At 61.7% G+C, this 23,799-nt stretch carries 17 protein-coding genes; 2 read left to right on the top strand and 15 right to left on the bottom strand.

All coding sequences use genetic code 11. The features are described 5' to 3' along the window. Positions 1 to 11: 11 nt before the first annotated feature. Genes ACYU70_RS11520 through ACYU70_RS11505 form a run of 4 tightly spaced genes read right to left on the bottom strand, consistent with a single transcriptional unit; the run spans position 12 to position 4,340 of the window. Positions 12 to 1,538, bottom strand: a complete 1,527-nt coding sequence (locus ACYU70_RS11520) for a DUF4350 domain-containing protein (RefSeq protein WP_460615991.1) — start codon at positions 1,536 to 1,538, stop codon at positions 12 to 14. A 17-nt stretch (positions 1,539 to 1,555) separates the two neighbouring features. Beyond that, positions 1,556 to 2,329 (bottom strand): DUF4129 domain-containing protein, encoded by a 774-nt coding sequence (locus ACYU70_RS11515; protein WP_342301098.1) that lies wholly within the window; start codon positions 2,327 to 2,329, stop codon positions 1,556 to 1,558. A gap of 50 nt (positions 2,330 to 2,379) precedes the next feature. Further along, positions 2,380 to 3,345 (bottom strand): hypothetical protein, encoded by a 966-nt coding sequence (locus ACYU70_RS11510; protein WP_342301099.1) that lies wholly within the window; start codon positions 3,343 to 3,345, stop codon positions 2,380 to 2,382. A gap of 26 nt (positions 3,346 to 3,371) precedes the next feature. Further along, positions 3,372 to 4,340: a stage II sporulation protein M gene (locus ACYU70_RS11505; RefSeq protein ID WP_342301101.1), complete on the bottom strand. Its 969-nt coding sequence runs from the start codon at positions 4,338 to 4,340 to the stop codon at positions 3,372 to 3,374. Between the two features lie 169 nt (positions 4,341 to 4,509). On the opposite strand from ACYU70_RS11505, the gene ACYU70_RS11500 reads away from it, so the two are divergent. Further along, positions 4,510 to 5,235, top strand: a complete 726-nt coding sequence (locus tag ACYU70_RS11500; RefSeq protein WP_342301103.1) for an RDD family protein — start codon at positions 4,510 to 4,512, stop codon at positions 5,233 to 5,235. Between the two features lie 74 nt (positions 5,236 to 5,309). On the opposite strand, the gene ACYU70_RS11495 is transcribed toward ACYU70_RS11500, so the two are convergent. The 5 genes from ACYU70_RS11495 to ACYU70_RS11475 form a co-directional block, all read right to left on the bottom strand. Continuing rightward, positions 5,310 to 8,870: a M36 family metallopeptidase gene (locus tag ACYU70_RS11495; protein ID WP_342301105.1), complete on the bottom strand. Its 3,561-nt coding sequence runs from the start codon at positions 8,868 to 8,870 to the stop codon at positions 5,310 to 5,312. A gap of 214 nt (positions 8,871 to 9,084) precedes the next feature. Beyond that, complete coding sequence (locus ACYU70_RS11490) at positions 9,085 to 11,055, bottom strand: DUF4394 domain-containing protein (RefSeq protein ID WP_342301107.1); 1,971 nt, start codon at positions 11,053 to 11,055, stop codon at positions 9,085 to 9,087. A 257-nt stretch (positions 11,056 to 11,312) separates the two neighbouring features. Continuing rightward, positions 11,313 to 12,836: a RagB/SusD family nutrient uptake outer membrane protein gene (locus ACYU70_RS11485; protein WP_342301108.1), complete on the bottom strand. Its 1,524-nt coding sequence runs from the start codon at positions 12,834 to 12,836 to the stop codon at positions 11,313 to 11,315. Positions 12,837 to 12,851: 15 nt separating this feature from the next. Then, the gene (locus ACYU70_RS11480; protein ID WP_342301110.1) at positions 12,852 to 16,055 is read right to left on the bottom strand and encodes a SusC/RagA family TonB-linked outer membrane protein; all 3,204 of its coding nucleotides are present in this window, start codon (positions 16,053 to 16,055) and stop codon (positions 12,852 to 12,854) included. A gap of 344 nt (positions 16,056 to 16,399) precedes the next feature. Then, positions 16,400 to 17,113, bottom strand: a complete 714-nt coding sequence (locus ACYU70_RS11475) for an SDR family oxidoreductase (protein ID WP_342301112.1) — start codon at positions 17,111 to 17,113, stop codon at positions 16,400 to 16,402. A 152-nt stretch (positions 17,114 to 17,265) separates the two neighbouring features. On the opposite strand from ACYU70_RS11475, the gene ACYU70_RS11470 reads away from it, so the two are divergent. Next, the gene (locus tag ACYU70_RS11470; protein ID WP_342301114.1) at positions 17,266 to 17,799 is read left to right on the top strand and encodes a GNAT family N-acetyltransferase; all 534 of its coding nucleotides are present in this window, start codon (positions 17,266 to 17,268) and stop codon (positions 17,797 to 17,799) included. 57 nt (positions 17,800 to 17,856) lie between these two features. On the opposite strand, the gene ACYU70_RS11465 is transcribed toward ACYU70_RS11470, so the two are convergent. From ACYU70_RS11465 to ACYU70_RS11440, 6 genes are all read right to left on the bottom strand, one after another. Further along, positions 17,857 to 19,395 carry a carbon-nitrogen hydrolase family protein gene (locus ACYU70_RS11465; protein WP_425293349.1) on the bottom strand — a complete coding sequence of 513 codons (1,539 nt, stop codon included), beginning with the start codon at positions 19,393 to 19,395 and terminating at the stop codon, positions 17,857 to 17,859. Between the two features lie 364 nt (positions 19,396 to 19,759). Continuing rightward, a complete protein-coding gene (locus tag ACYU70_RS11460) occupies positions 19,760 to 20,923 on the bottom strand; it encodes a hypothetical protein (protein ID WP_342296520.1) in 1,164 nt (387 codons plus the stop codon). Positions 20,924 to 20,980: 57 nt separating this feature from the next. Continuing rightward, the gene (locus tag ACYU70_RS11455) at positions 20,981 to 21,637 is read right to left on the bottom strand and encodes a 3-oxoacid CoA-transferase subunit B (RefSeq protein ID WP_342296521.1); all 657 of its coding nucleotides are present in this window, start codon (positions 21,635 to 21,637) and stop codon (positions 20,981 to 20,983) included. Between the two features lie 78 nt (positions 21,638 to 21,715). Continuing rightward, positions 21,716 to 23,158, bottom strand: coding sequence for a serine hydrolase domain-containing protein (locus ACYU70_RS11450; protein ID WP_342296522.1), 1,443 nt, complete (start codon positions 23,156 to 23,158; stop codon positions 21,716 to 21,718). A gap of 21 nt (positions 23,159 to 23,179) precedes the next feature. Further along, a complete protein-coding gene (locus ACYU70_RS11445; protein ID WP_342296523.1) occupies positions 23,180 to 23,422 on the bottom strand; it encodes a hypothetical protein in 243 nt (80 codons plus the stop codon). Then, positions 23,415 to 23,795, bottom strand: coding sequence for a hypothetical protein (locus ACYU70_RS11440; protein ID WP_342296524.1), 381 nt, complete (start codon positions 23,793 to 23,795; stop codon positions 23,415 to 23,417). The genes ACYU70_RS11445 and ACYU70_RS11440 overlap by 8 nt, the downstream gene beginning before the upstream one ends. Positions 23,796 to 23,799 lie beyond the last annotated feature (4 nt).

Raw genomic sequence — 23,799 nt, 5'->3', positions numbered from 1 at the left:
ACGAAAAGTAGTTAGCGGCGGGCTTCGCGTTTGAAATCAGTTAGCGCCCTGCTCAATTGCAGCAATTGCTGGTCGTTCATCTGCGGGGCGGTGCGGGCGAAATTCACCAGTCGCAGCAGCTCATCAACGCGGGAACGGGTCAGGCCGGATTTCTGGCTGAGCCGTTCCCGAAAGTCCTCATCGCCAAAATCCGGGCTCGTTTCCTGGAAGCGGGTGCGCAGGTAATCCATAAACAGCCCGACCTTTTTCTCCGCAATCAGCGCGTGGCTGCTGCCCTGGCGGTAGAGGCTGGCGACAGTGCGCGTAAATAGCAAGGTGGTATTCGGCAGTGGCTTGAGTGTGGGAATAATGCGCTGCCGCCGCCGTGCCTCCACCAACACAAACAATATCCCGCCGATAATGAGCAGGTACCAGGCCGTGTTCAGGGCTTCGTGGCCGCTCACGAGACGCAGCAGTGACTGGTTGCCGAGGCGGCCCTGCTTCTGGTATTCATCCCACCAAGTGGGCCGGGCGGGCAGGTAGGAGAGAGCCGTGGCCGAAAATTGGCTGCTGGCGGGCCGCAGCACAAACTGGTTGGTGAAAGCAATGGGCACCGAGCACATATACACGTGCCCCCGGCCGTAATCGAGGCGCACAAACACGGGGCGGCCCTGCGCATCGGTGGCCAGGGCGCGGCCCACGCGGCCCGAATCTACCAAGAAGCGCACGTTAGCATCGCCGCCCGGCAGGCGGTAGCGCGGGCCCGCCAGCGCGGGGTTGGTGAAGCGCACCGTCACCGAATCGGGCACGGGCAGACCGCGCGGGCCGGCGTGGGTGGGCAGCTTCACCAGGCGCGTGCGGATGCCCAGCGTATCGAGCAGCGCGCTGGTGGAATCGCCAAAATTCTCGGCCACGATGAATACGTCGTTGCCATTAGCGATGAAGCGCAGCAGGGCGTGTGCGTCGGCCTTGCTCGCCGCAAATTCGGTGTTCACAAACAGATAGTTGGCGCGGGCTTGGCGCAGGTGTTCTTCTACCCAGTCGTGTTCCGGCTCCTCTTCGTCGTCTGAATTTTCATTTTGGGCGGTGCTGTCCATCGCCGTAGTTTCGTCGGCATCAGCGTTTCCCTCCGAAGCAGCCGGCGTGTTGGTCGAAGCCGTGGTCGTAGCGTCGGAATCAGTTTCAGAATCCGAATCTGGTGTTGAGGAAGTGGTTTCTGAGGAAGTTGAATCGGAACTGGTGGCCGTCGAGTCAGCAGCCGGCTCTTGGGTGGCTTCGGTGGTGATAGTGCGAGCCTGCGACTCGGCCAGCATATCGGTTTCTTCCAGCGAGAGGCCGGTGAGTTGGTTGTAAATGGGCAGGCGCGTGGTCTGGACGGAATCGGTGCCGAGCAGGCGCGGCAGCTGGTCGTACAGCACGTAGGTGCCGTAGGGAATCTTGTCCTTATTGATGAGCGTAGGGCGCCAGTCCACCGGCTTGGGCCGGTAGTATTCCAGCGCCACGTAGGCCCCAAACAGGGCCAGCAAACCCAGCAGATACCAGCGGAAGGTCGAGGTCATGAGACAGGAAAATTAACTCAGGCGGCGCGGCGGGCGGGGCTGCTCACCAGCGTTTGGAAAGCCCGCTGCCCGGCCCGCACCCGCTCATACAGCGGCCCCGACAAGGCCAGCTCGCCGTACCACACAAACTCAAACTGCCGGGTGATTTCGCGGAAATCGCCCTTAATTGAACCAGTGGGCGGCAATTCGGTCAAATAGGCGTGGTTGGTTTTGTCGGGTTGCCAGTTGATGAGGCCGCGGTCCGACATCGTTTTCAGCAGCTGCAAATAGCCCAGGCGCACGGCCAGCCGCCAATTACCGGCTTCCTCGGCCTCGGCCAGGCGGGTGGCAAAATCCACTTCGTGAATGTTCTCGGCGGCGGTGTCGTACGCCAGCGGCGCACGCCGGGGCGAGCGGCCCAGCAGGGCCGTAAAGTCGATTTGCAGCAGCTTGAGCACCACAAACACGCCCGCACCCAGAAACAGCGCGTAGAATACCCAGCGCCAGAAGTGGCTGTAGCTGCGGCTGTTCAGCCAATCCAAAACCGTCTGCCACACCCGCGCCCAGAACAGGCTCCAGGCGCTTTGCTCGGCACGGGTGGCGGGCTCCACGTACTGAAACTCGCGCTGCCCGCGCAGCTCCCGCAGGCGGGCGGCATCGGGCCGGCGCTGTTGCGGGGCCGGGCCGGCATCGGGCGGCAGGGGGCGGGTGGCGACGGTGTGTTTGGGTGCGTCGGGCTGGGCGGCCCGGACGGGGGCGGCCAACACCAGCAGCAGCAACAAGGCCCGAAACCAGGAAGAAAAAGCAGCCACGAAGAAAGGAGGTTGTAGGAAAGAAGCCGATTTATCAGCCGGAGTGAAAGCTAGTATTCCCCTTCGTCATCGGGCCGGTAGTTGGTGCTGTGAACGGGAACGGGAGTCCGCCCAAGCTGGTCGACCATGTGGCGCAGGCCCACGCCATCTCGGCGCTCTACCAGGTTAAAATATTGGAAGGCAAGGGCCAGCAGCAGCGGCGGGTAAATCAATAGATTTAATAACCCGCTCAGCGCCGACGTAATAACCGCAAACAATCCCATCGAAGAGCCCGCTTCGGTGGCATGGAACAAGCCGAAATTATCGGCCAGATAATACACCAGCCAGGATACCATGCTGCCGATGATGCCCAGGGCAATGCCCGGCACCATGGTCATCACCACAATCAGCCCGCAGGTGGACCACCACTTGCCCCGCACCAGTTGCAGGCAGCGGCGGCAGGTATCGCTAAAGCCCGTGCCTTCCACCACCTTCGTAATATAAAACAAGCTGAAGGCCACCATCAGGTAAAGGCCGGGGATGGCCAGAAACACAAACCCGATGAGCACCAGCACCATCAGCCCGAAATACGACAGGTAGGAGCCGAGAAATTCCTGCTTCACTTCTTCCCAGACCTGGCCCACGGTGATGGGCTCGGATGAAGTCACCGGGCGCAGGCAGCATTTCACGTAGCCGTACACGGTGAGTACCAACAGCATAATAAAAATGCCACTCACGGCAATGTTTACCCAATAAAACGGCGACTGGTACATCTCATTGAACATGGCCAGCTGCCGCAACTTGCTAATGCCGGTATCGGATACGTGGAGGGATTTAGAAATAAACTCCTTTTGCATCAGCGCCATCACGATGCCCTGCAAAATGGCGGCCGGCAGCACAATGTAGAGCAGCGCCCGGCCCAGTCCCCGCCAATGAGCGCCGATGAATTCAAACGCGGCCGAAAACTTCTGGCCGAAATCGCGCTGCCGGCGGAAATCAGATTCCTGGGAGAAGCGCGCAGTAGTACGTGGGAGCATAAAAACGGAAAAAGGAAGGGGGGGAATCAGGTTTGGGGAGCTGTGAGTGCAGCTTTTTGCTGCTGCCGCAGCCGCCACGGATACCAGCCGAAATACCACAGAATAAACGCCGCCGAGCCGCCAATGATGGCCACGCTGGCCGCCACCGGCATCTCGGTGTGGCGCGTCACGAAGCTCTCCAGAAAGCCGGCCAGCATGAAAATGGGCACCAAGCCCAGCGCCAACTTGCTGCCCTCGCGGGCCGCGTGGCGGAACGACTCGGTCCGGCTATGCGTGCCCGGAAACAGGATGCCTTTGGCCATGACAAAGCCCGCGCCGCCGGCCAGCACAATGGCTGAAATCTCCAGCGTGCCGTGAATCCAGATGGTGAGCACCGAGGCGGCCAACACGTGCTGCTTGTAGAAAAAATACTGGAACGAGCCCAGCATCAGGCCATTGTAGAACAGTGCTACGCCCGTGCCCAAGCCCGCCGTGATGCCCATGGCAAAGGCCGTGAGCGCCACCTTGATGTTGTTGAAGGTGATGAATAGGAACATCGACGTTTCCTCGTCGCTCTTGTAAATGGCCATTGGGTCGCCCCGGTGGATATTTTCCAGCGTCTGGTTGACGTAGCTGTCGCCCAGAATGCTGCGCACGAAGGTGTCGTCATACGCCGCCGAAAGGGCTCCCAGAGCCGTGCATAGCACGAAAAACAGCAGCGTCCAGGCCAGCACATTCTGGTGGCGGCTCACCACCAGCGGCAGCTCGCGCACCCAGAAGTTGCCGAAGCGGCCCCGGGCCTCGGATTTGTTCTTATAAATAGCCTGGTGCAGCTTGCCGGTGAGGCCGTTGAGGTAGGCCGTGGTGGGCGACTCCGGGTAGAAGGTTTGGGCGTAGGCCAGGTCATCGGTCAGGGCCACGAAACGGGCGGCCAGCTCGTCGGGATTGGCAGCGGGCCGGGTTTCGTACTGTTGCCAGCGGGCCTGGTTTTGCCGCAGGAAAAGAGCTTCGCGCATGGGGCGTGGAATAGGACCTTAAAGGTAGCAAAAGCGGCGATAGTAGCAGAATATCAGAAAAAAAGGCGGCGAACTCAGCTTGCCGCCCGGCTGGTTATATGCCCGGCTCCGCCGTACTTTTCCCGGCCGAATCCTTACCACCACATTATCCCGTTGCTGCTGCCCGCTCATGAGTACCATCCGCATTCAGACCACCCAAAACGTTTCGCTGGAATATGAAATCGCCAGTGCCGGCGACCGCATCCTGGCCTCGCTTATCGACTATGGTCTGTATTTCGTGTGGTTTATCGCCTGGACTTTGCTCAATGGCGAATACCACCTCAGCCCCGGCGGGCGGGCCGGCCAGGTGATACCCATGCTGCCCACCACGTTCTACATGCTGGCCTGCGAGGTGTTTTTCAACGGCCAAACCTTGGGCAAAAAAGCCCTCAGCCTGCGCGTGGTGCGGCTGGACGGCACCCGCGCCGGCCTCGGCGACTACCTGCTGCGCTGGCTGCTGCGGCCCATCGAAATCGTGGCTACGTCGGGCGTGGTGGCCCTGGTTACTATCCTGCTCAACGGCCGGGGCCAGCGCCTGGGCGACCTCGCGGCCGGCACCACCGTAATCAGCCTCAAAAAGCGGCCCGGCTATGCCACGCCGCTGGCCGGGGAGGTGGCCGCCATTGCGGGCTACCAGCCGGTATTTGCCCAGGCCGCCGCGCTGTCCGACCACGACGTGGCGCTTATCCGCAAGCTGCTTTACCACGGCAGCAAGCAGGAGAATTATATGCTGCTGAATGAGGTGGCGAATAAGGTGAAGGCCATCACCGGCATCCAAACCAGCTTGCAGGATGAGCCGTTTCTGAAAACTATTCTGCGCGACCACGCCCATCTGGCAGTGCACGGTTCCGTTTAAGCTCCGGAAATAAACCCCACAAAAAAGGCCCGCTGAATTTCAGCGGGCCTTTTTTGTAACTGATTAACCGGCGGTTATTCCCGCTCAACGCGCAGCATGGTGCTGCTGCCGTCGGGCAGTTGCAGGCGCACCAGGTAGAGGCCGGCGCGCAGGGCGGCGGCTTCGTTCCAGGTGAGGGTGCTGGTGCCGTCGGCCACGCGCTCTACGGTGCGGTGCAGCAGCAGGCGGCCGGCCACGTCGTAGAGGTTGAGCTCCATCTGCGGCTGGGCTGAAGGCAGGCTCAGGCGAAGCTGCAGGCCCTGCGCGCCGAAGGGGTTGGGTTGGGCCGTGAACTCGCTGGCCTGGGCCAAGCCGGCTTTCGAGGCTGTTACGGCATTGCTGGTCAGGTAGGTGGTCACCGTCTGGGTGCCTTGCAGCACGTTGGCACCGTTGCGCAGCTCCACAATCTGGTTGCCGCCGCAGCCATTGATAACCTGAATGTCATCAACAAACCAGCCCTCAAACGTGCCGGGGCTGCCATTGTCGGTGCGGGTGCGGAAGCGCACGAGCATGGGCGTGCCGGCAAAAGAACGCAGGTCGAGCGCCGAGCGGATGAAGCCGGCGGTACCCGTCACGCTCCGGCCCGAGAAGCATTTCTGGCCGGGGGCCGTGGTGCTGGCATCGAAGGTGCTGTTGTAGCCGTTTTGCAGCCAGAGGGTGGCCGGGTTCTGCCAGGTGGTGCCGTTGTTGGTGGAGATTTCCACGGTGCCGCCGTCGTAGCTGCCCTCAAAGTCGAAGTAGTGGTAGAACGAGAGCACTGACAGGCCCGTGGGCGTGAACGGAGCCGAGGTTAGTACGAAATCGGTGGGGATGGCCGGCGCCGTGGCCCACCACGAGGTGCTGCCGCTGTTGGCGTGCGCCGTGCTGGTGGCCCAGGTAGAAGTGCTGGTGATGGGCGCGGCCACGAAGCCGCCGACCGTATTAGCCTCCCGGTTGTCGTTGACGGGCGTAACCGGCGCGCAGGCGCTGGCGGCGGCGGCCTGGCCCAGGAAGCGCAGCGTGCGCGTCTGGCCCGGAGCCGTGAACGTGAGGTTGCTGAATGTCACCTTGTTGCCCACCAGCGTGCCGCCGGTGGTGCTGCTCACGAATTGCATGCCCATGGGCAGCTCGGTGGTGAGAGTGTAGGGCGCGGTGGGCACGCTGCAATTACATGTCAGCTTGTACTCGTTGGTGAAGGTGTTGCCGGAAACCAGCGGCGTTACCTTCTGCAGCGTCACGGGCGGCGGCATGTCGAAGGCGGCCGTTTGGTCGGTGGCGCTGCCCGAAGAGCCTTCCACTGCGCTGTAGCCCATGCCGCGGCGGGCAAACGCGCTCCAGATGGTGCAGTGGTACTGGCCCTGGTAGAGTAGCGAATCGGCGGCCAGAATAGCGTCCCGGGCATCGAGGAAGCCGGGCTGGCAGGGCTGGAGCTTCATGCCTTGCAACACGAGCTGCAGGGCAATGTTGTTGCCGCCGTTGGCGGCCCCGTTATACAGGTTGGGCTCGATGCGGCCGCGCTGCTGAATGATGTTCCAGGTCATGTCCCAAAGGGCCGCGCACCATATTTCGCCAATGGCGTGGACTTCGGGGTTGGTGGCCACATTGGCGTAGGTCAGCGGGTTCACCGTGAGGTTGGTGGAGTAGGGGTAGCGGCGGATGCCGCTGGCGCCTGCCGCCTGGCCGTTGGCGTAGGTGCCCACGGGGCGGGCGTTAGGGCCGTCGGCGAGGGCAGCCGTGGTCCAGTCGGTGGTCAGCATCAGGGCCAGGTAGTCGCTCCAGCCTTCGCCGCCCTGCTCGGCGTTGTTGAGGCAGCTGCTGTTGGCGGGGCCGCCCGTGAGGCGGGTGCTCACGCCGTGGCCGTATTCGTGCACCACCACGCCGTTATCGAGGTCGCCGTCAATCATCGGGCCGGATGCGGCCGCACGGGGCAGCGTTACCTGGACGTTGTTAGCAATCTGGGCCACCAGGGTGGCGCCATCGGCCTGCGAAATCATCACCGAGGGAATGGTCACCGTGTTATCGCTGCCGCCCATTACCGAAGGAGCACCGGCCACGTTGTTCACCACAATGGCGGCAATAGCCCCAGCCAGCTGGGCATATTTTACCTTTACCGAGAAGTTGCAGTTGCCCCGGTAAATCAGCGCGATTTTGCCGGTGAGCGCTGTGGTGGTTGCCGTGCAGCCCTGGTTACCTGCGTCGTTGTACAGCGCCAGCTGCCCCGAAATGGGGCCCAGCGTGGCGAGGCTGTTGTTGGTGCTGAAGCCGCCTTCTACGGCCGGATAGCTACCGGCTACGGTGCTAGGGGCCGTCACTGTCAGCGAGTAAGCTGGGGTAGCGGCGCTCCAGAGGTACATCTGCATGCGGCCGCTGCTGCCATCGGCCGGCGTGCTGAAGTTGGCGTTGTTGGTGCCGGCCCCGTCCTGGGCTTCGGCCTTCACGTAGTCGTTGCCGCTGCCGCCCCGGCCTAGGTTATCGGCCTGGAAGTTGCCGGCAGCCTCCGTGAAACCGTACTGATAGGTAACGTCGTGGATGATGTTGTTCCAGTAGAACAGGTTCACCACGGCCGCGTTGCGGTTATTGGCAGCGCTGGGGGCGAGGGTGAAGTTAGGCGTGTAGTTGAAGCTGAGGGCCGGCGCCGCCGTCTGCGAGTTGGCGTAGCTGCCGGGCGCGTTGGTGTTGGCGGCATCGTCGTAGGCCGACACGTTGTTGCCCCGCGTGAAGGCGTAGTTGGTGGTGCCGTCGAAGTTCCAGCCGTAGGTAGTGGCGTTGTTGGTAGCCCCGGCTTTCAGCCACGGGTCGGTATCAGTCTGAAAACCACTGGCCGAAGGCCGCTCCAGCGGGAAAGGAATTACTAGGTACGAGGACGAGGTAGTGGTGGGCGGCGGGGGCGGGGGCAGAAACTGCGCCGCCTTGGCCGTCTTGGCTATTGCGCTTTGAGTGGCCGTGGCAGCGGGCCGGGCGTGGTGCACGGCAGCTTCGCTCACGGTCCAGTTGTCCTGGCTCACAATGGCACCTGTGGCGGCATCCACGCGCACGTTCCACCAGTCGGGCGAGCCGAGCAGGTCAATGTTCACGTTCCAGGTCAGGTGGGGCTTGCCGGCCTCGTCAAAAGCCCAGGTCAGGCTAACCACAATGTCGCGTCGGGCCACGCCGTCGGCAGCGAAGGTCTGGCGGGCTTCGGGGCCATTCTCCTCCTTAACGCGGAGCGGAGTAGCGCCAAAGGGCCGCTCCAGGTGTTGCAAGGTGCGGCTCACGGCCACGGCAGCCGTGATGGCCGGCGTGGCAGACACGGCTGCCAGCTGCTTGGCCGGCACAAAAGCCCCGGTGTGCGAGGCCAGTCGCGTGCCCACAAAGGCCAGCGACTGAATCTTATTGAACACCGGAATGCCCTGGTACAGCTGCTGCACATACATGTGCTCCAGACCGTTGGCATCGGCGTAGGCGCTGCTTATGCGCAGGTCGGCGGGCGCGAAGCCGGGACCGACCCACTGGCTGCGCACGGCCAGGGCTTTTTCCATGGCCTGCTGGGGCGGGATGGACTGCGCGTGTAATGCAGACAGCGGTAGCAGACCAAGCAGGGCCAGGCTTAGCTTTTGAATCGTAAAAGGTTTGCTCACGGGCAAAGAATATGTGGTGATGAAACGATTTGAAACTAGAAGACTAAAAGTACAACATCCCAAGGGCTTCCCCGATGAAGGCAGGCAAACCATTGCGTTAAAATGCCTGAAACTCGTGCTTTTCCTATTTGGGAATAAAGAAAAGCCCCGCCGGGTGGTTCCGACGGGGCTTGCTTATGCACGACCATAGCAGTACTTAAGCTATTGAGCAAATCTACTCTACCACCAGTTGGCGGGTGGCGGCGGGCTGGCCATCCACCACGAGGCGCACCAGGTACAGGCCGGGCTTGGCCGTGCCGGCTTCCCAGCGCAACTCCTGCGGCCCGGCCGGTAATATGGCCGACGTTACGGTAGCTACGCGGCGGCCCACAGCATCAAATACATTCAGCTCGGCGCGGGCACCGCGGCTCAGATTAAAGGCCAGAGCGGTGCGGCCGTTGGTGGGGTTGGGGTAGAGGCTCACACCGGCAGCCAGGTCGGCGCGGTCGCGCACGGCGGTGTTCACGCCGGCCGGGCCGGCCACGGCAATGTCGCGGGCCGCCAGGCCATTACCAATGGCCCCCACCAGCGTGGTGGCACCCGTGGTCAGGTTCACAGTGTAGAGGTTGGTGTTGGCCGTGGTGCCGGGGTTGGCTACCAGGTAGGCCGTGTTGGTGCCAGCTACGGGCGAATAAATATCCAAATCCAGGCTGGAAGCTGTGGCGTTAGCCGTGATGCCTGAGGCTCCCACCGTATTCAGCGTACCATTGTTCGGCGGGTTCTGGGTGGTGAGAATGTTCAGACTCAGGTCGTAGTTGTAGAGAGTGGTGGCGGTGGCGAGGGGGCCGGCCACGCTGTTGGTGTAGGCCACGGCCCCGATGTTGGGCGTGGCGGCGGCGTTGGCATCGGTGGTGGCGTAGGCCAGCTGGGTATCGGTGGCGGCAATGGTACCATCGATGGGGTTCAGGCGGTAGTTGGCGCGGTTAGAGGAGGTTACGCGAATGCGGTCCACTGTCGGGTTGAAGTCGAAGCCGACTTTGCCCGTGCCCAACTCCAGGCGAATGGCCGAGCCCACGGCCGTGGCCACGCCCGTCACGGCGCTTATCGAATACACCTGCGCATTCAGCCCAGGCGTGGCCAGCGCCGCGTCGTAGCCCAGCGCGTAGAGCGTATTGGTGAAGGGCCGCACGTCCAGGCCCACCAGGGTTTGGGTAGTGGCTACGCCCGTGATGCCCAGCGAGGTGCGAATGGTGCCCGGCAAGACGGTATCAAACGTAAGCAAATTGGTGCCCGACAGGGCGTAGGCTAGGTTGCCGGTTACGGTAGCCGGTACCGTGCGCGTGATTTGCAGGGCAATGTCCGTGACCGGCGGCGTGAGGTTGCCGCCCACGGCACCCACCAGCGTGGTCGCGCCCGTGGTCAGGTTCACGGTGTAGAGGTTGCTGGTGGTGGTGCCCGGCGTCACGTTGGGCAGGGCCGTGAGGTAGCCCACATTGGCACCTGTGCTGGCATTAAAGTAGATGTCGAGGTCGGAGCTGCCAAAATTTGCGAAGCCCAGTGCGCCCACCGTGTTCAGGGTGCCGTTGTTGGGCGGAATTTGGGTGGTCAGGCGGGCGTTGGCCTCGTCCACGTTATAGAGCGTAGTGGCCGAGGCCCCAATGTAGCTGTTGGTGTAGGCTACTGCGCCTACGCCAGGTGTCTGGGCGGCGTTGGGGTCGGTGGTGGCGTAGGCCAGGTTGGTGTCGGTGGCGGCCAGCGCGCCGTTGTTGGGGTTGAGACGGAAGTTGGTGTTGTTGCTGCCCGTCACCCGGATGCGGTCCACGGTCGGGTTAAAATCGAAGCCGATGCGGGCGGTGTTAGTGCCCAGGTTCAGGGTGAGGAGCGCGCCCACGGCCGTGAGTGCGCCGGTGGTCACGTTCACGGTGTAGAGCTGCACTTGCGTGGTGGCTGCGGCGTAGCCCAGCGCAAACAGCTGGCCGGTATTGGGGCGGCTGTCCAGGCCCACCAGCGTCTGGCCGGCACCCAGGCCGGTGATGGCCGCGGTGGCCGTGTACGTGCCCGGGGCCGTCACCTGAAACGTGACGAGGCTGGTAGCGGTAGCCGAAGTTTGCAGGCCGTAGGCCGTCTGGGCCTGGGCACCTGCGGACGTTGCCAGCAGCAGCGCTGCAGCGGCCGCCAGCCGGGAGGAAGTGGAAAAGTGTTGCATGAGTAAAAAGTAAAACGTTTGTGAAGAATCAGTGAAGTGTTTGGAAATGAGGTACGCGCCCATCGCCAAAGCGGATTCATTTTAATAGCGTTTTAATTCAGTGAGTTGCCTCATCACACGGCGGTTCCTGGTTTCCCACTTTACCCAAAACAAAAAGCCCTCCACCGCTCGGCAACCGGGCAGTGGAGGGCAGAAAGCAAGCAGCCGGGTAGCATGGAAACCGAACCAGCTACGGCACGACGGCTAATAAGCTCGGCTTAGTTGCGGACCATGAGCTTGTTAGTGGACAATTCCGAGGCAGGAATGGGCCACACGTAGAGCAAATCAGTGGGGTTCACGGCCGACACTGAGCCTTTGCCCGGGATGGGGACCAGGAGGCGCATGATGTCGATGTTACGCAGGCCTTCGCCCAAAAACTCGATGCGGCGCTCCAGCAGCATGGCCGTCAGCATATCGGCGGCTGAGGCGAAGGTGGTGTAGGCCCCGGTGGGGTTCGAGCGGGTGCGCACGGCGTTGAGCAGCAGCAGCGCCTGTGGGTCGACGCTGTTGGTGGAGCGCACCCGGGCTTCGGCTAGGTTGAGCATCACCTCGGCGTAGCGAATAATCGGGGCCTTGTCGACGTATGGCGTGCTGGTGTTGGAGCCGTTGGGGTATTTCTTCAGGAAAGACTCTCCGCCCACCACCTGCACAAAATTGGTGCGGCGCGCATCGGTGGCGGCAAAGGCGGGGCTGGCCAGGATGCCGCCGGCGGCGGTGTTCAGGCCGTATTCGCCGTTGCCACCGTTCGGAACCCCGTTGGTGGAGCCCGGGGGGAGGTAGTAGTAAGCCAGCTGGTTCTGGGTACCGGGCCCATCCGCCGTGGTGAAAGGCGAGGAAAGAATACTTTCCGTGTTTTCCTGGGTGAATACGGTGACTACCGACGAGTTGAGCCCGTTGGCCACCCCGCTGGAAGCTACAAAAGGAGCAGTGGCGGGCACCAGCTTGTTGGCTTCCCGAATCACATCGGCGTAGCGGCCCATGCTCAGGTACACCCGCGTTTTCAGCGCAATAGCCGTGTTGCGGTGTGCCCGCGTGGTGTTGGTGAAAAGCGAGGCCCCGTTGGTCAGCGGCAGGTTGCCTTCGGCAGCGTCCAGGTCGGTCAGAATCTGGGTATAAACCTCGGCCACCGAGCTGCGGGCCAGGTCGTTGCCGGTATCGTCGACCTCACCCCGCAGGCGCAGGGGCAGCCCCAGCTTGCCGCCGTTGCCGTCGGCGTAGGGCCGGGCATACAGCTGTAGCAGCGAGTAGTAGCACAGCGCACGCAGAAACTGGGCCTCGCCGCGGTAGTTTTTAACCTTGTTGGCGTAATCAGCCGGAAAGATGGGGGGCACGAACTTCGCGGCATTGGCGTCGAGGCCAGTCAGAAACACGTTGATTTGGTTGATGGCGGCATAGCCCGCGCCCCAAGTATTGATGACATCGTTCTGCGAGCCTTCGTAGAGCGTGTGGTTCCACACGGCCGTGCCGGTCACTAGGTTGGAGGCGCGGTTGAGGAATTCTTCGGCCCGGATGTCGTTGAAAATCTGGAAGCGCCCCCCCAGGAAAGTCCCCACTTTCACGTAGCTGTACATGCCGTTGGCCTGCAGCTCGACTCGCGCGGGAGTGTCAAATACCACCTTGTCGGAGAACAGGGTGACGGGAACCGGGGAGAGCTTATCGGTTTGGCAGGACGAGAAGGCACCCGCCGCGAGCAAGGCCGCGCACAGGGCGGCGGTTGCTTTCGTTTGAAGAAATAGTTTCATCGGAATAAATACGAATTAGAAGCCAATGTTGAAGCCCACGGTGTAGGTCCGGGCCTGGCCCACCGAGTTGCGGTCGACGCCGGCCCCGATGTTGGCCCCGGCGTTGACGCCGCTCGTGCCGTTGGTCGAAATCTCCGGGTCGATGCCCGAGTATTTGGTGAACAGCAAGGCGTTTTGCACCTGCACGTAGAGGCGGGCGCTGGCCACGTTGACGCGGCTCAGCAGCGTCTGGCCAAACGAATAGCCCAGCGACACCTGCCGTAGACGGGCGAAATCGCCCTTTTCCACGTTCGACGACATTACCAGGGCCGAGCCGTTGGAAACGTTGTCGCCGTACACCACCCGGGGCCATTTGGCCGTGCGGCTGTTGTCGGTCCAGTGGTCGAGGATGTCCACTTCATTGTTCCAGAACCGCTGGTCGTGCAGGCCCGATTTGGTGCCGTTGTAGATGTAGTTGCCGCCCGAAAACTGCACGAACAAGCCCAAATCGATGTTTTTGTAGCGGAAAGTGTTGTCGAAGCCGCCGTACCAGGTGGGCAGCACGGGGCCGTAGTACACACCGTCGGCGAGCGGCGTGGGGGCGAAGGCGGGCTTGCCGTCCAGCGTGGTCCAGCCCGGCGTACCCAACGAGCCGGGATTGGTGCCCAGGTGGTTGTACTGCACCACGGTGCCGTCCGCTTTCCGAATCATGCGCTGGCCGTTGTCGGGGTTCACGCCCAGGGATTGCACGGCCAGAATTTCACCCACGGAGTTGCCCACCTGGGTATAGTTCGGGAATTCGAGACCACCCGTGCCCGTGGAGATGCGCTGGCCTTCGGTGGCCAGGGTTAGCACCCGGTTTTTGAGCGTGGTCAGGTTGCCGCTCACCGTCCAGCTAAAGGCTTTGTCCTGGAATACGTTGTACGACACATCCATTTCGACGCCGGTGTTGCGCATCGAGCCCACGTTGGCGGAGATGGAGTTGTTGGGAATGCCCTTGGAGGGGGCCTGGGGCACGTCCAGAATCAGGCCGTCGACCAGGTTTTCATAGTAGGCAAAGTTGCCGCGCAGGCGGTCCTGCAAGAAGCCGAATGCGAAGCCGACATCGGTTTTCTTGCTCGTTTCCCAGGTCAGGTTCGTGTTGCCGGCGTTGCTGTAATACAGCGTCGGATTGGCGGCGTAAAGCCCCGAGGTATAGGTGGAAAGAGCTACAAAGTCGTTAATACCCTGGTTGTTGCCCACCACACCGTAGCTGCCCGTGAGCTTGAGAGTGGAGAAGACCGAGCCAAACGACGATTTCTTCCAGAATTCTTCTTCCGACACTACGTAGCCCAGCGAAGCCCCGTAGAAGTTGCCGTACTTCTTGGCAAAGGCCGAATAGCCGTCGCGGCGCACGTTCACGGTGGCCAGGTACTTGTGGGCGTAGTTGTAGTTCACGCGCCCGAAAAACGACACCAGGTAATTGGTGCCCTGGAACTGGCCCGACGACGCAATGTTGGTGTAGTTGCCCTGGAAAGTGGTGAAAAAGTCGTCGGCCACCCCGGTGCGCGAGGCACCCCAGCGCTGCACGTCGGTGTTCTGCTGCTCGTTGCCCACCAGCAGCGACACGTTGTGGTTTTCACCAAACGTATGGTCGTACTGCAGAGTGTTCTGCCAGTTCCAGCGCTTATTGGTGCGGTAGTAGTTGTCGGCTTCGCCGGTGGGGGTGAGCGAGCCGGCCAGCGAGGTATAAAAGGCTTTGTCCTCGAAGCTCAGGTTGTTGACACCGTAGGTGGTGCGCAGGTTCAGGCCTTTGAGGAGCTCCCAGTCGGCGTACACGCTGCCTTCAATCTGGGCACCATCGGAGGTGAACTTGTTGTTTTTGATGTCGACCACCGGGTTGATGAAGCCAATCACGAAGGGCAGGCCGTTGGCCGGGTTCAGGTTGGGGCCGGGCCCGATGCTGGTGCCGCTCACGTTGGGGCTGCCGTCGGGGTTGTAGGCGGCCAGGTTGGGCGGTAGCAGAATGGGCACCCGGCCCAGGCCCGCCGAGCCAAAGGAGTTGTCGCCCACCGAGCCCGTGTTCGGCGAGGAGTTCATGGTGCTGGAGTAGGCCACGCGCATGCCCACCGTAAAGTTTTTAAACACCTTGTGGTCCACGTTCAGGCGGGCCGAAACGCGCTTGAACTCGTTGTTCACAATCATGCCCTTCTGGGTGGTGTAGCCCACCGACGAATAGAAGCTGGTTTTGTCCGTGCCGCCCGAGAAGTTCAGGTTGTGCGACTGCGAAAAGCCCGTGCGGTAGATGTAGTCATACCAGCGGGTGTCGGCCGCGTTGCCGTTGGCATCGGCCAGCTTGAAGCCTTCCACGTTGGTGGCCGCCGCGCCGATGGCACGCCGGTTGGCGTTCAGGTTGCGCACGGCTTCATTTTTCAGGTCCACGTATTGCTGGGCGTTCATCACGTCGTACAGCTTCACGGGTTTCGACCAGCCGGCCCAGGTGTCGTAAGACACGTGGCTCTGGCCTTTCTTGCCCTTCTTGGTGGTAACGAGGATAACCCCGCCGGCGGCCCGCGACCCGTAAATGGCCGTGGCCGAGGCATCCTTCAGCACTTCCATGCTCTCAATGTCGGCCGGGTTGAGGTTGCTGAGCGGGTTGTTCGGCACGCTGCCCAAGGCCGAGGTATTGCCCGTGAAAGTCGGAATGCCATCAATCACAATCAGCGGCGTCGAGCTCAGGTTGATGGAGTTTACCCCCCGGATGCGGATAACGGGCGGGTTGTTCAGCACGCCGTTGGGCGTGGTGATGTTCACGCCCGGCGCGCGGCCCTGCAAGGCCTGGTCGAAGCTCTGTACCGGCGCGGTCGCAATTTCTTTGCCGGTAATGGTGGCCACGTTGCCCGTAAGGTCGCGTCGGCTCTGGGTGCCGTAGCCCACCACCACCACCTCTTCGAGGCTCTTGGTGTCGGTTACCAGACTGACGTTGAAAGATGTCCGGTTGCCGATGGCGACTTCCTGGGTGGCGTAGCCCACGTAGGAAAACACCAGCGCGGTGGCCGTGGCGGGGGCGGTCAGGGAAAACTTGCCGTCCGCATCGGTGGAGGTACCCAGTTTGGTGCCTTTCACGAGCACCGTCACGCCCGGAATAGAAGCCCCATCCGAGCCGCCCACCGTGCCGGTGATGGTCCGGTCCTGGGCCCTTAGGTCGTGCGCCGCGAGGCCCAGGACCATGAACAGAAATAAGAGTAAGCGTTTTGTCATGTGAGTGATTGGTTGGTGATAAATGGAGTAACTGAATTGCCGAATGTAATTACGATTTTCTAATTAAGGTGCTTTATTGTCAGTGATGATGCCAATTGGGTATTTTTTGCATAAATATTGTGCTCATAATTTGGAAAAATTGACAGTGAAAATATTTGCTAAAATATTTATTCATAAAGTCAGGTTGTGCTGATGGCTCAGTCAGGAGGCGGCAGTAGGATAGTGACTATAAAAAAAAGCCCGTCCGTTGATTTCTCAACTGGGCGGGCTTCAGCAATTAAGCTGCCTGGTATTCTAATTCTTCGCAAATGACCTGGGCATATCCAGCCCTGCGTTCCCGGCGGCTACCACGGCACGGGCTTGCCCTGCCAGGTCACGAAGCTGCCGTTTTCCTCGGCGTGCAGCTGCTCGGCCAGGCGGATGATGCCGCGGGCCGAGTCGGCCGGCTCCTGGGTAGCGTGGTCGCCGCCCATGTCGGTACGCATCCAGCCGGGGTCCACTATCACCGAAATTAGGCCGTATTTACCGATTTCGGCCGCCAGACTGCGCATGTACATGTTCAGAGCGGCCTTACTGGCGCTGTAGTGATAGGGGTCGCCGGTGGCTTTCCACGTCAGCGAGCCCTGGCCCGATGAGATGCTAAGAATGCGCCCCTTGCGCCCGGCGCGCAGCAGCGGCAGCAGCGCCTGCGACACCAGCAGCGGCCCAATGGCATTCACCTGCATGGTTTCCATCGCATCGTCGTGGGTGAGCTGGCCCAGGCGTTGGTGGGCATCGCCGGAGCCCGCGTGCGGGTACACCCCGGCGTTGTTAATGAGCACGTCGAGGCCATCGGTATTGGCCTGCACGGCTTGCACGGCTGCCGAAACGGAGGCCGCATCGGTCACGTCGAGGGGCAGCAGCACGAGGCGGTCGGCATATTGCTGCTTCAGGGATTGCAGCTCGGCGGCCTGGGCGGGCTGCCGGCTGGCGGCGAATACCTGGTCGCCGCGCTCCAGGTATTGGCGGGTAAGTTCGAGGCCCAGGCCCCGGTTGGCTCCGGTGATGAAAGCGCGCATGTGGTGAGTTGAAGATTTAGCTTGAAGATTTGGGGCCGAAGTTTACGCACAAAAGCCCAACCTGTGGCAACGTTTGCGCAAAAGGCTTTTTAAAAACAGCCCTAATTTGGCATTTCTTTCAACCACCGGAAATCCCGAAATCACTGTCCTGTATGGCCGCTATAATCTCCAGTCTCTCGGCTTCTGAAGCTCGTGCCCTACTGCCCCAGCTCCACGAGTTGCTCCACGATGCCGTCGATTCGGGTGCTTCCGTCGGTTTCCTGCCGCCATTACCCGCCGCCGAGTCGGAGGACTATTGGCAAAGCGTCATCGAAGCCGTGGAAGCCGGGCACCGGGTGCTGCTGGTGGCCCGCCAGCCCGGCACTGGCGACCTACTCGCCACTGTACAGCTCGACCTGGCCACCCGCCCCAACTCCCTGCTCCGCGCCGAAGTATCGAAGCTGCTGGTGCACCGCCGGGCGCGCCGCCAGGGCCTGGCCCGGCAACTGCTCGTGGCTCTGGAAGACCACGCCCGCACCCTGGGCCGCACCACGCTGGTGCTTGATACCCGGCAGGGCGACATTGCTGAGCAGTTGTATCAATCAATGGGTTATCAGTTTGTGGGCGCTATCCCGGCTTATTTCATCAACTTCGATGGGCAGCCGCACGCTACGGCGGTGTATTATAAATTATTAGCCGCTAAATAAAGAAGGCGGCAGTCATCGGAATGACTGCCGCCTTTTGAGCTAACGAAATGCTGAAAACTACCCCGCCGCGATGGCCTTGCGGCGCGAGCTGGTTTTGGGCAGCCGCTCCTCGCCCTGGGCCAGCAGCTCGTCGTCGCGTTCTGTTTTCTTCACCCAGCTCACCGAGTAAAGGTCCTTGCGGCGGTCGCGCAGGTTGCGCACCGCGCCGCTGGTGTTCAGGTCTTTGAGCAGGTCAAGGTCGAGGTCGGCAATTAGCGTCATCTCCGTGTTCGGCGTGGCTTCGGCCACGATGGCATCGTGCGGGAAGGCGAAGTCGGAAGGACTAAATACGGCCGACTGCGAATATTGAATATCCATGTTCTCGACGCGGGGCAGGTTGCCCACCGAGCCGGTGATGGCCACGTAGCACTCGTTCTCGATGGCGCGGGCCTGGGCGCAGAGGCGCACGCGCTGGTAGGCGTTTTTGGTGTCGGTCCAGAAGGGCACGAACAGGATTTTCATGCCCTCGTCGCTCAGCATCCGCGACAGCTCGGGGAATTCCACGTCGTAGCACACCAGAATACCGATTTTGCCAAAATCCGTGTCGAAGCACTTCAGCTTGTCGCCGCCGCGCATGCCCCAGTAGCTGGCTTCGTCGGGCGTCACGTGCAGCTTATACTGCTCATCTACAGTGCCATCACGGCGGCAGAGGAAAGCCACGTTGTGTAGCTTCTCGTCCAGATAAACGGGCATCGAACCGGCCACGATGTTGATGTTGTAGCTCACGGCCAGCTCCATCATCTTGGCCTTGATGGGCTCGGTGAAAGCTGCCATGGCCCGGATGGCCACGGCCGGCGAGTCCTCGTTGGTGAGGGCCATGAGCGGGGCGTTGAAGAATTCCGGAAACATCACGCAGTCAGCTTTGTAGCCGCTCACGGTGTCCACGAAAAACTCAATTTGCTGAAGCAAATCCTCCAGCGAGCGGGTGGCGCGCATCTGCCACTGCACAATGCCGATGCGAACGTTGGATTTAGTGTTGCCGATGAGCTTTTCCGTCTCCTCGTAGTACACGTTAATCCACTCCAGCAGCGTGGCGTAAGCCTTTGATTCGGAGTCGTAAGGCAGGTAGCCGCGAATGATTTTACGCACGTAAAAATCGTTCGAGAGCTGGAAGGTGAGAATGGGGTCGGTGAGCTCCTTATTGCGCACCTTTTCCACGTACTTGGCCGGCGTCATCTCGTTGGCGTAGGTGGCGTAGCCGGGAATGCGGCCGCCTGCTACCATGGCGCGCAGGTTCAGATTCTCGCACAGCTCTTTGCGGGCGTCGTAGAGGCGGCGACCCAGGCGCAGGCTGCGGTATTCGGGGTCCACGAATACGTCGACGCCGTAGAGCGTATCGCCGTCGGAGTCGTGGGTATCGAACTTGCCGTTGCCCGTGATTTTGGCGTAGGTGTGCTTGTCGCCGTACTTGTCGTAGTCCACGATGATGGCCAGCGCGGCAGCCACCAGCCGGCCGTTGTCCTCGATGCCAATCTGGCCCTCCGGAAACTTGCGGATGAGGGCGCTGAACTCGTCGGCCGACCACGCGCCTTCCATGTTGGAATACACCTGGTCCATGATGTCCTTGATGGCCTTGAAATCGGAGCGGCGCAGTGTGCGCAGCACCAACTTATGGGCGGGCACGGCGGTGGGCGTGAGGCGCTCGATGGCCGCGGCCGGGGCGGGCTTGCCCACTTTTTTGGCGTGCGCGCCGCCGGGCGCGGCCTTGCCGTTGGAAGCCACAGACGCGGCAGGTTTGCCGTTGGAAGAAGTTGCCATAAAATCGAAAAAGCGCTGTGTAAGGGATTGGGCCGCGAGCCGGCCCGGTGGCCGGTCATGGACTCAGCCCAACAAAATTACCCGTAAAAAAACCCGTTGGCGGCGTTCGCCAACGGGTACTTCAACGGAAAAACGGTCAAAACGGTGCAATGTTCCGCCAAAGCTACTCGCGCACCAGCCGGCGGGTAGCGGTACCCTGGGCCGTTTGCACCGTCAGCAGCAGCACGCCCCGGAAGGTGCCAAAGGCGTCGGCATCAATGCGCAGACTGCCCGAATGGCCGCTGAAGCTGCGCCGAAACAGCTGCCGGCCCACCACATCGGTGGCCGAAACCGTGAGCGGGCCGCTGCCGGCGGGTACCGTTAGGGTGAGCGGCGTGCCGATGGCCGAGGGATTGGGGTAGGCGGTGAGCACGGCGTCGGTGGCCGCGTCGCGGGTAGCGGTGCGGATAATGCGGCGGTAAATGTCGCGGTACTCCACGCCGGTCACGGTTTCGGTGCCGGCTACCATCCGGGTGGTGATGGTGAGCAGCGGGACGTGCTGGGTTTTGGCCAGCCACTTATACTCGCGGGTCAGCGGAATATCGAAGCCCTGGCCGGCCGTGCCGCCGAAGGCCACGCTGTCGTGGTCGATGAGGGTGGTGACTACGCGCACCGTCTGGAACTGGCCAAAGGGCGTGGTGAGCGTGCCCCAGGCATCGGGCTTGTTCACGCGCTTGCGCTTCTGGCTCAGGTAGCCCACTGTGGCAATAGCCGCCGGCGTCGAAAAGTAGGAATTGCTGGAATCGGGCAGGCTGGCGAAACTCAGCGGGAAGCGATAAATGACGTCCTGCTGGGCCGCGCTGGCATACGTGACGGGAATGGCCGTGCCGCTGAGCGACGCGCCAAAACCTACAGAACGGAAGTCTTGTTGCGCCGCTCCCGCCACCGAAGTGGCGTAGAACTGGTAAGAATCGGTGATGGGAATGGGCACCGCCACGGGCAGCGGCAGCGCCTGCGGCGAGGCTACCGTGGCCCGGTTGGCCCCGCCGAACGGCCCAAAGATGAAGGCATACGTGAGCGAAGTAGCCGTCACGCTACTCACCGATACGAAGGATTCGACCCGCTGCGAGGCGGGCATGAGGGTGCTGTAATTCCAGGTTTGGTTGGCCCCGCGCCGCGTGAGGGGCGGCACGGTGGCGGGCAGCACCGGGCTGGCCACGCTCAGCCGCAGGCTATCCACGGTGGTTGTGGTGGCCGGCATATCGGTCCGGTCGATGATGGGCGAAACCTGGGCCTGGGCCAGCGCGGGCAGGGCAACGAGTAGCAGCAGGGGTAAGAGTTGGCGCATAGAGTCAGCAGTGAAGGGTGGTGACGAAGATACACCTGCTGCCTTCGTTTCGGGATATTACAGCACCATCTCCGGCACCTCCCCCTCGGGCACCACCAGCTTGCCGGCGGTGGCGGCCACAATCTGCTCCACAGTCACGCCGGGGGCGCGCTCGCGCAACACGAAGCCGTCGGGCGTCACGTCGATGACGGCCAGCTCGGTCACAATTTTCTTCACGCAGCGCAGGCCGGTGATGGGCAAGGTGCAGTCAGACAATAGCTTGCTGGAGCCGTCGCGGGCCACGTGTTGCATGGCCACGATGATGTTCTTGGCCGAAGCCACCAAATCCATCGCGCCGCCCATGCCTTTCACCATCTTGCCGGGAATTTTCCAGTTGGCAATGTCGCCGCGCTCGGATACTTCCATCGCGCCGAGGATGGTCAAATCCACGTGCTCGCCGCGAATCATGCCGAACGAATCGGCCGAGGAGAAGATGCTGGAGCCGGGCAGCGTGGTCACGGTCTGCTTGCCGGCGTTGATGAGGTCGGGGTCGACTTGGTCTTCGGTGGGGAAGGGGCCCATGCCGAGCAGGCCGTTTTCGGATTGCAGCTCGACGTTGATGCCGGCGGGGATGTAGTTGGCCACCAGCGTGGGAATGCCGATGCCGAGGTTGACGTAGGAGCCGTCTTTCACTTCCTGGGCGATGCGTCGGGCGATGCCGTGTTTGTCTAACATAATTTTCTGGACCACGGATTCGACGGATTGGTCGGATTTCGCGGATTTTGTGGGTGGGAGTTAGGAGGAAAACTGAAATTACCGGGTGCCCGAGGCGGCTGGCGCAGCCATGCTGGCCGGAGCTTGCTGGTCAGGAACAAACGATTCATAAACAGCGGATTTAAATTTGCCAGCCAGGTCGCGGCCGGTGCTGTTGGGGTATTTCTGGGTGTAAATCAGGCCCACCAGCTTCTGCTGCGGGTCGACCCAATACGTAGTGCCGAAGATGCCGCCCCACTCGTAGGAGCCGGCCGACAGGCCCGGCACCTTGGCATTCTCGGGCGTGGTGATGCTGAAACCCAGGCCGAATTTATTGCCGCCCTGGCTCACGGCCCCCATCTGGTTCTGGGTGATGATGGCCACGGTGGCGGGCTTGAGCAGCTGGCGGCCCTGGTGGGTGCCGTTATTCAGCATCATCTGTAGGAAAATGGCGTAGTCGTCGATGGTGGACGACAGACCCGCGCCGCCCGAAAAGTACGTGCCCTTGGCCTTGGGGTAGTTGGGTATCATGCGGCCCTGTGGCTCCATTTCTACGCTTTGCTTGGCGGCGTTTTCGGTGTACAGCCGCACCAAGCGGGCCTGCTTATCGGCGGGCAGGTAGAAATAAGTGTCCTTCATGCCCAGTGGCTGAAACAGGCGCTGGCGCAGAAACTGGTCCAGTGACTGGCCCGAGAGCACCTCAATCAACCGGCCCAGCACGTCCACGCTCAGCCCGTAGGTGAACCGTTCGCCCGGCTGATGCATCAAGGGCAGCTTGCCCAGCGCATCCATTGAGGTAGCCAAGGTGCCCGAAGGCGTGCCAATACCACTCGGGATGCCCGCTTTGGCATAAATGGCCGTGGCTTCCTTACTGCCAATGACCGGGTAGCTGATGCCCGAGGTGTGGGTAAACAGTTGCCGGATGGTAATCGGGCCATTGGCCGGCACGGTGGTATAGGTCGAGTCTTTCGGGTTGAAGTTGGCCAGCACCTGCGCATTGGCAAAGGCCGGCAGGTACTTCGAAATAGGGTCGTCGAGCTGGAATTTACCTTCGTCAAACAGCATCATCAGCCCTACACTGGTGAGGGCCTTGGTCTGGGAGGCGATGCGAAAGATGGCATCGGTGCGTAGCGGGCTTTGGGTGAACATATTGTCCACGCCGAAAGATTTGCGGTACACCACCTTGCCATCGCGCAGCACCAGCGCCAGGGCACCGGGCACGTGCTTGTCGTAGCGGCGGATGGAGCCTTCGGCCGTCGGCAGTGATAATGGGCCATACGCGCCCCGCGTACCCACGTCAGCGGTGTACTGAGTCAGCAGCTCATCAATGCGCCGGGCCTCGGCCGGGTCAACAGTGCCGGGGGCGACGATGGCCGGCCGGAGCTTGCCCGTGATTGCCGGGCGGGCCGGGGCTTTCCGGGTGGTGGCCGCCACCTGGGCCGCCGCACCATAGCTGCCCAGTAGTAGCACCAGCGCCAGGTATTTTTTGCGTAAAGCCATCATAAGCAAGTTGTTTGATGTGGTTCAGGAGCGAGGTAGGGAGTGGGATGCCCGGCGGGCAGCCGTAAGGCGGCGCAGCTGAAACCACTGGGCGATGCGCACACCGACCAGCAGTGCGAGCACTCCTGGAATAAACAGCAACAGTACCCAGGTATTGGCTTCGTTGTAGGAAGTGTGGGTGCGGTTGGCCAGATTCACCATGAAATCAGTGCAATACCAAAACGCGAAATGAATAAAGCGGGCACCCCACGCAAGCAGGCTATTCACGACGCAGGGCTTTAAACTGCCGAATCAGGACCATGTTGCGCAACGCCCCATACGTGAGGCCAAGCAACAGCAGCGGAATCAACCCCAGGTAGAAGGCAATGTTGACGGCCGCATACCAACCCCGGCCGCCCTTCATCAGCCCCTGAATGGTAGCCACGAACAGCGGCCGCAGCCGAAAGTAGGCCGGGCTATTAACAGGCGTTGCGTGCGGGCAGCCGTATGTTTCGCAGTAGCGCGAGCAACGGCCGGCAAGCCGGGCGGTGGTTGGGGCCGGGCTGGTTTCATTAATGTACACCCCCAAAGCCACCGGCAGCAGTGCCAGTAGCAACACCAGCAGTCGCAGTATCAGGCGGATACGCAGTGCAACATGCATAGCG

Source organism: Hymenobacter segetis (assembly GCF_054776495.1).
Note: the sequence above shows the minus strand (reverse complement) of the source record. Positions and strands in the feature narration are given on the sequence as shown.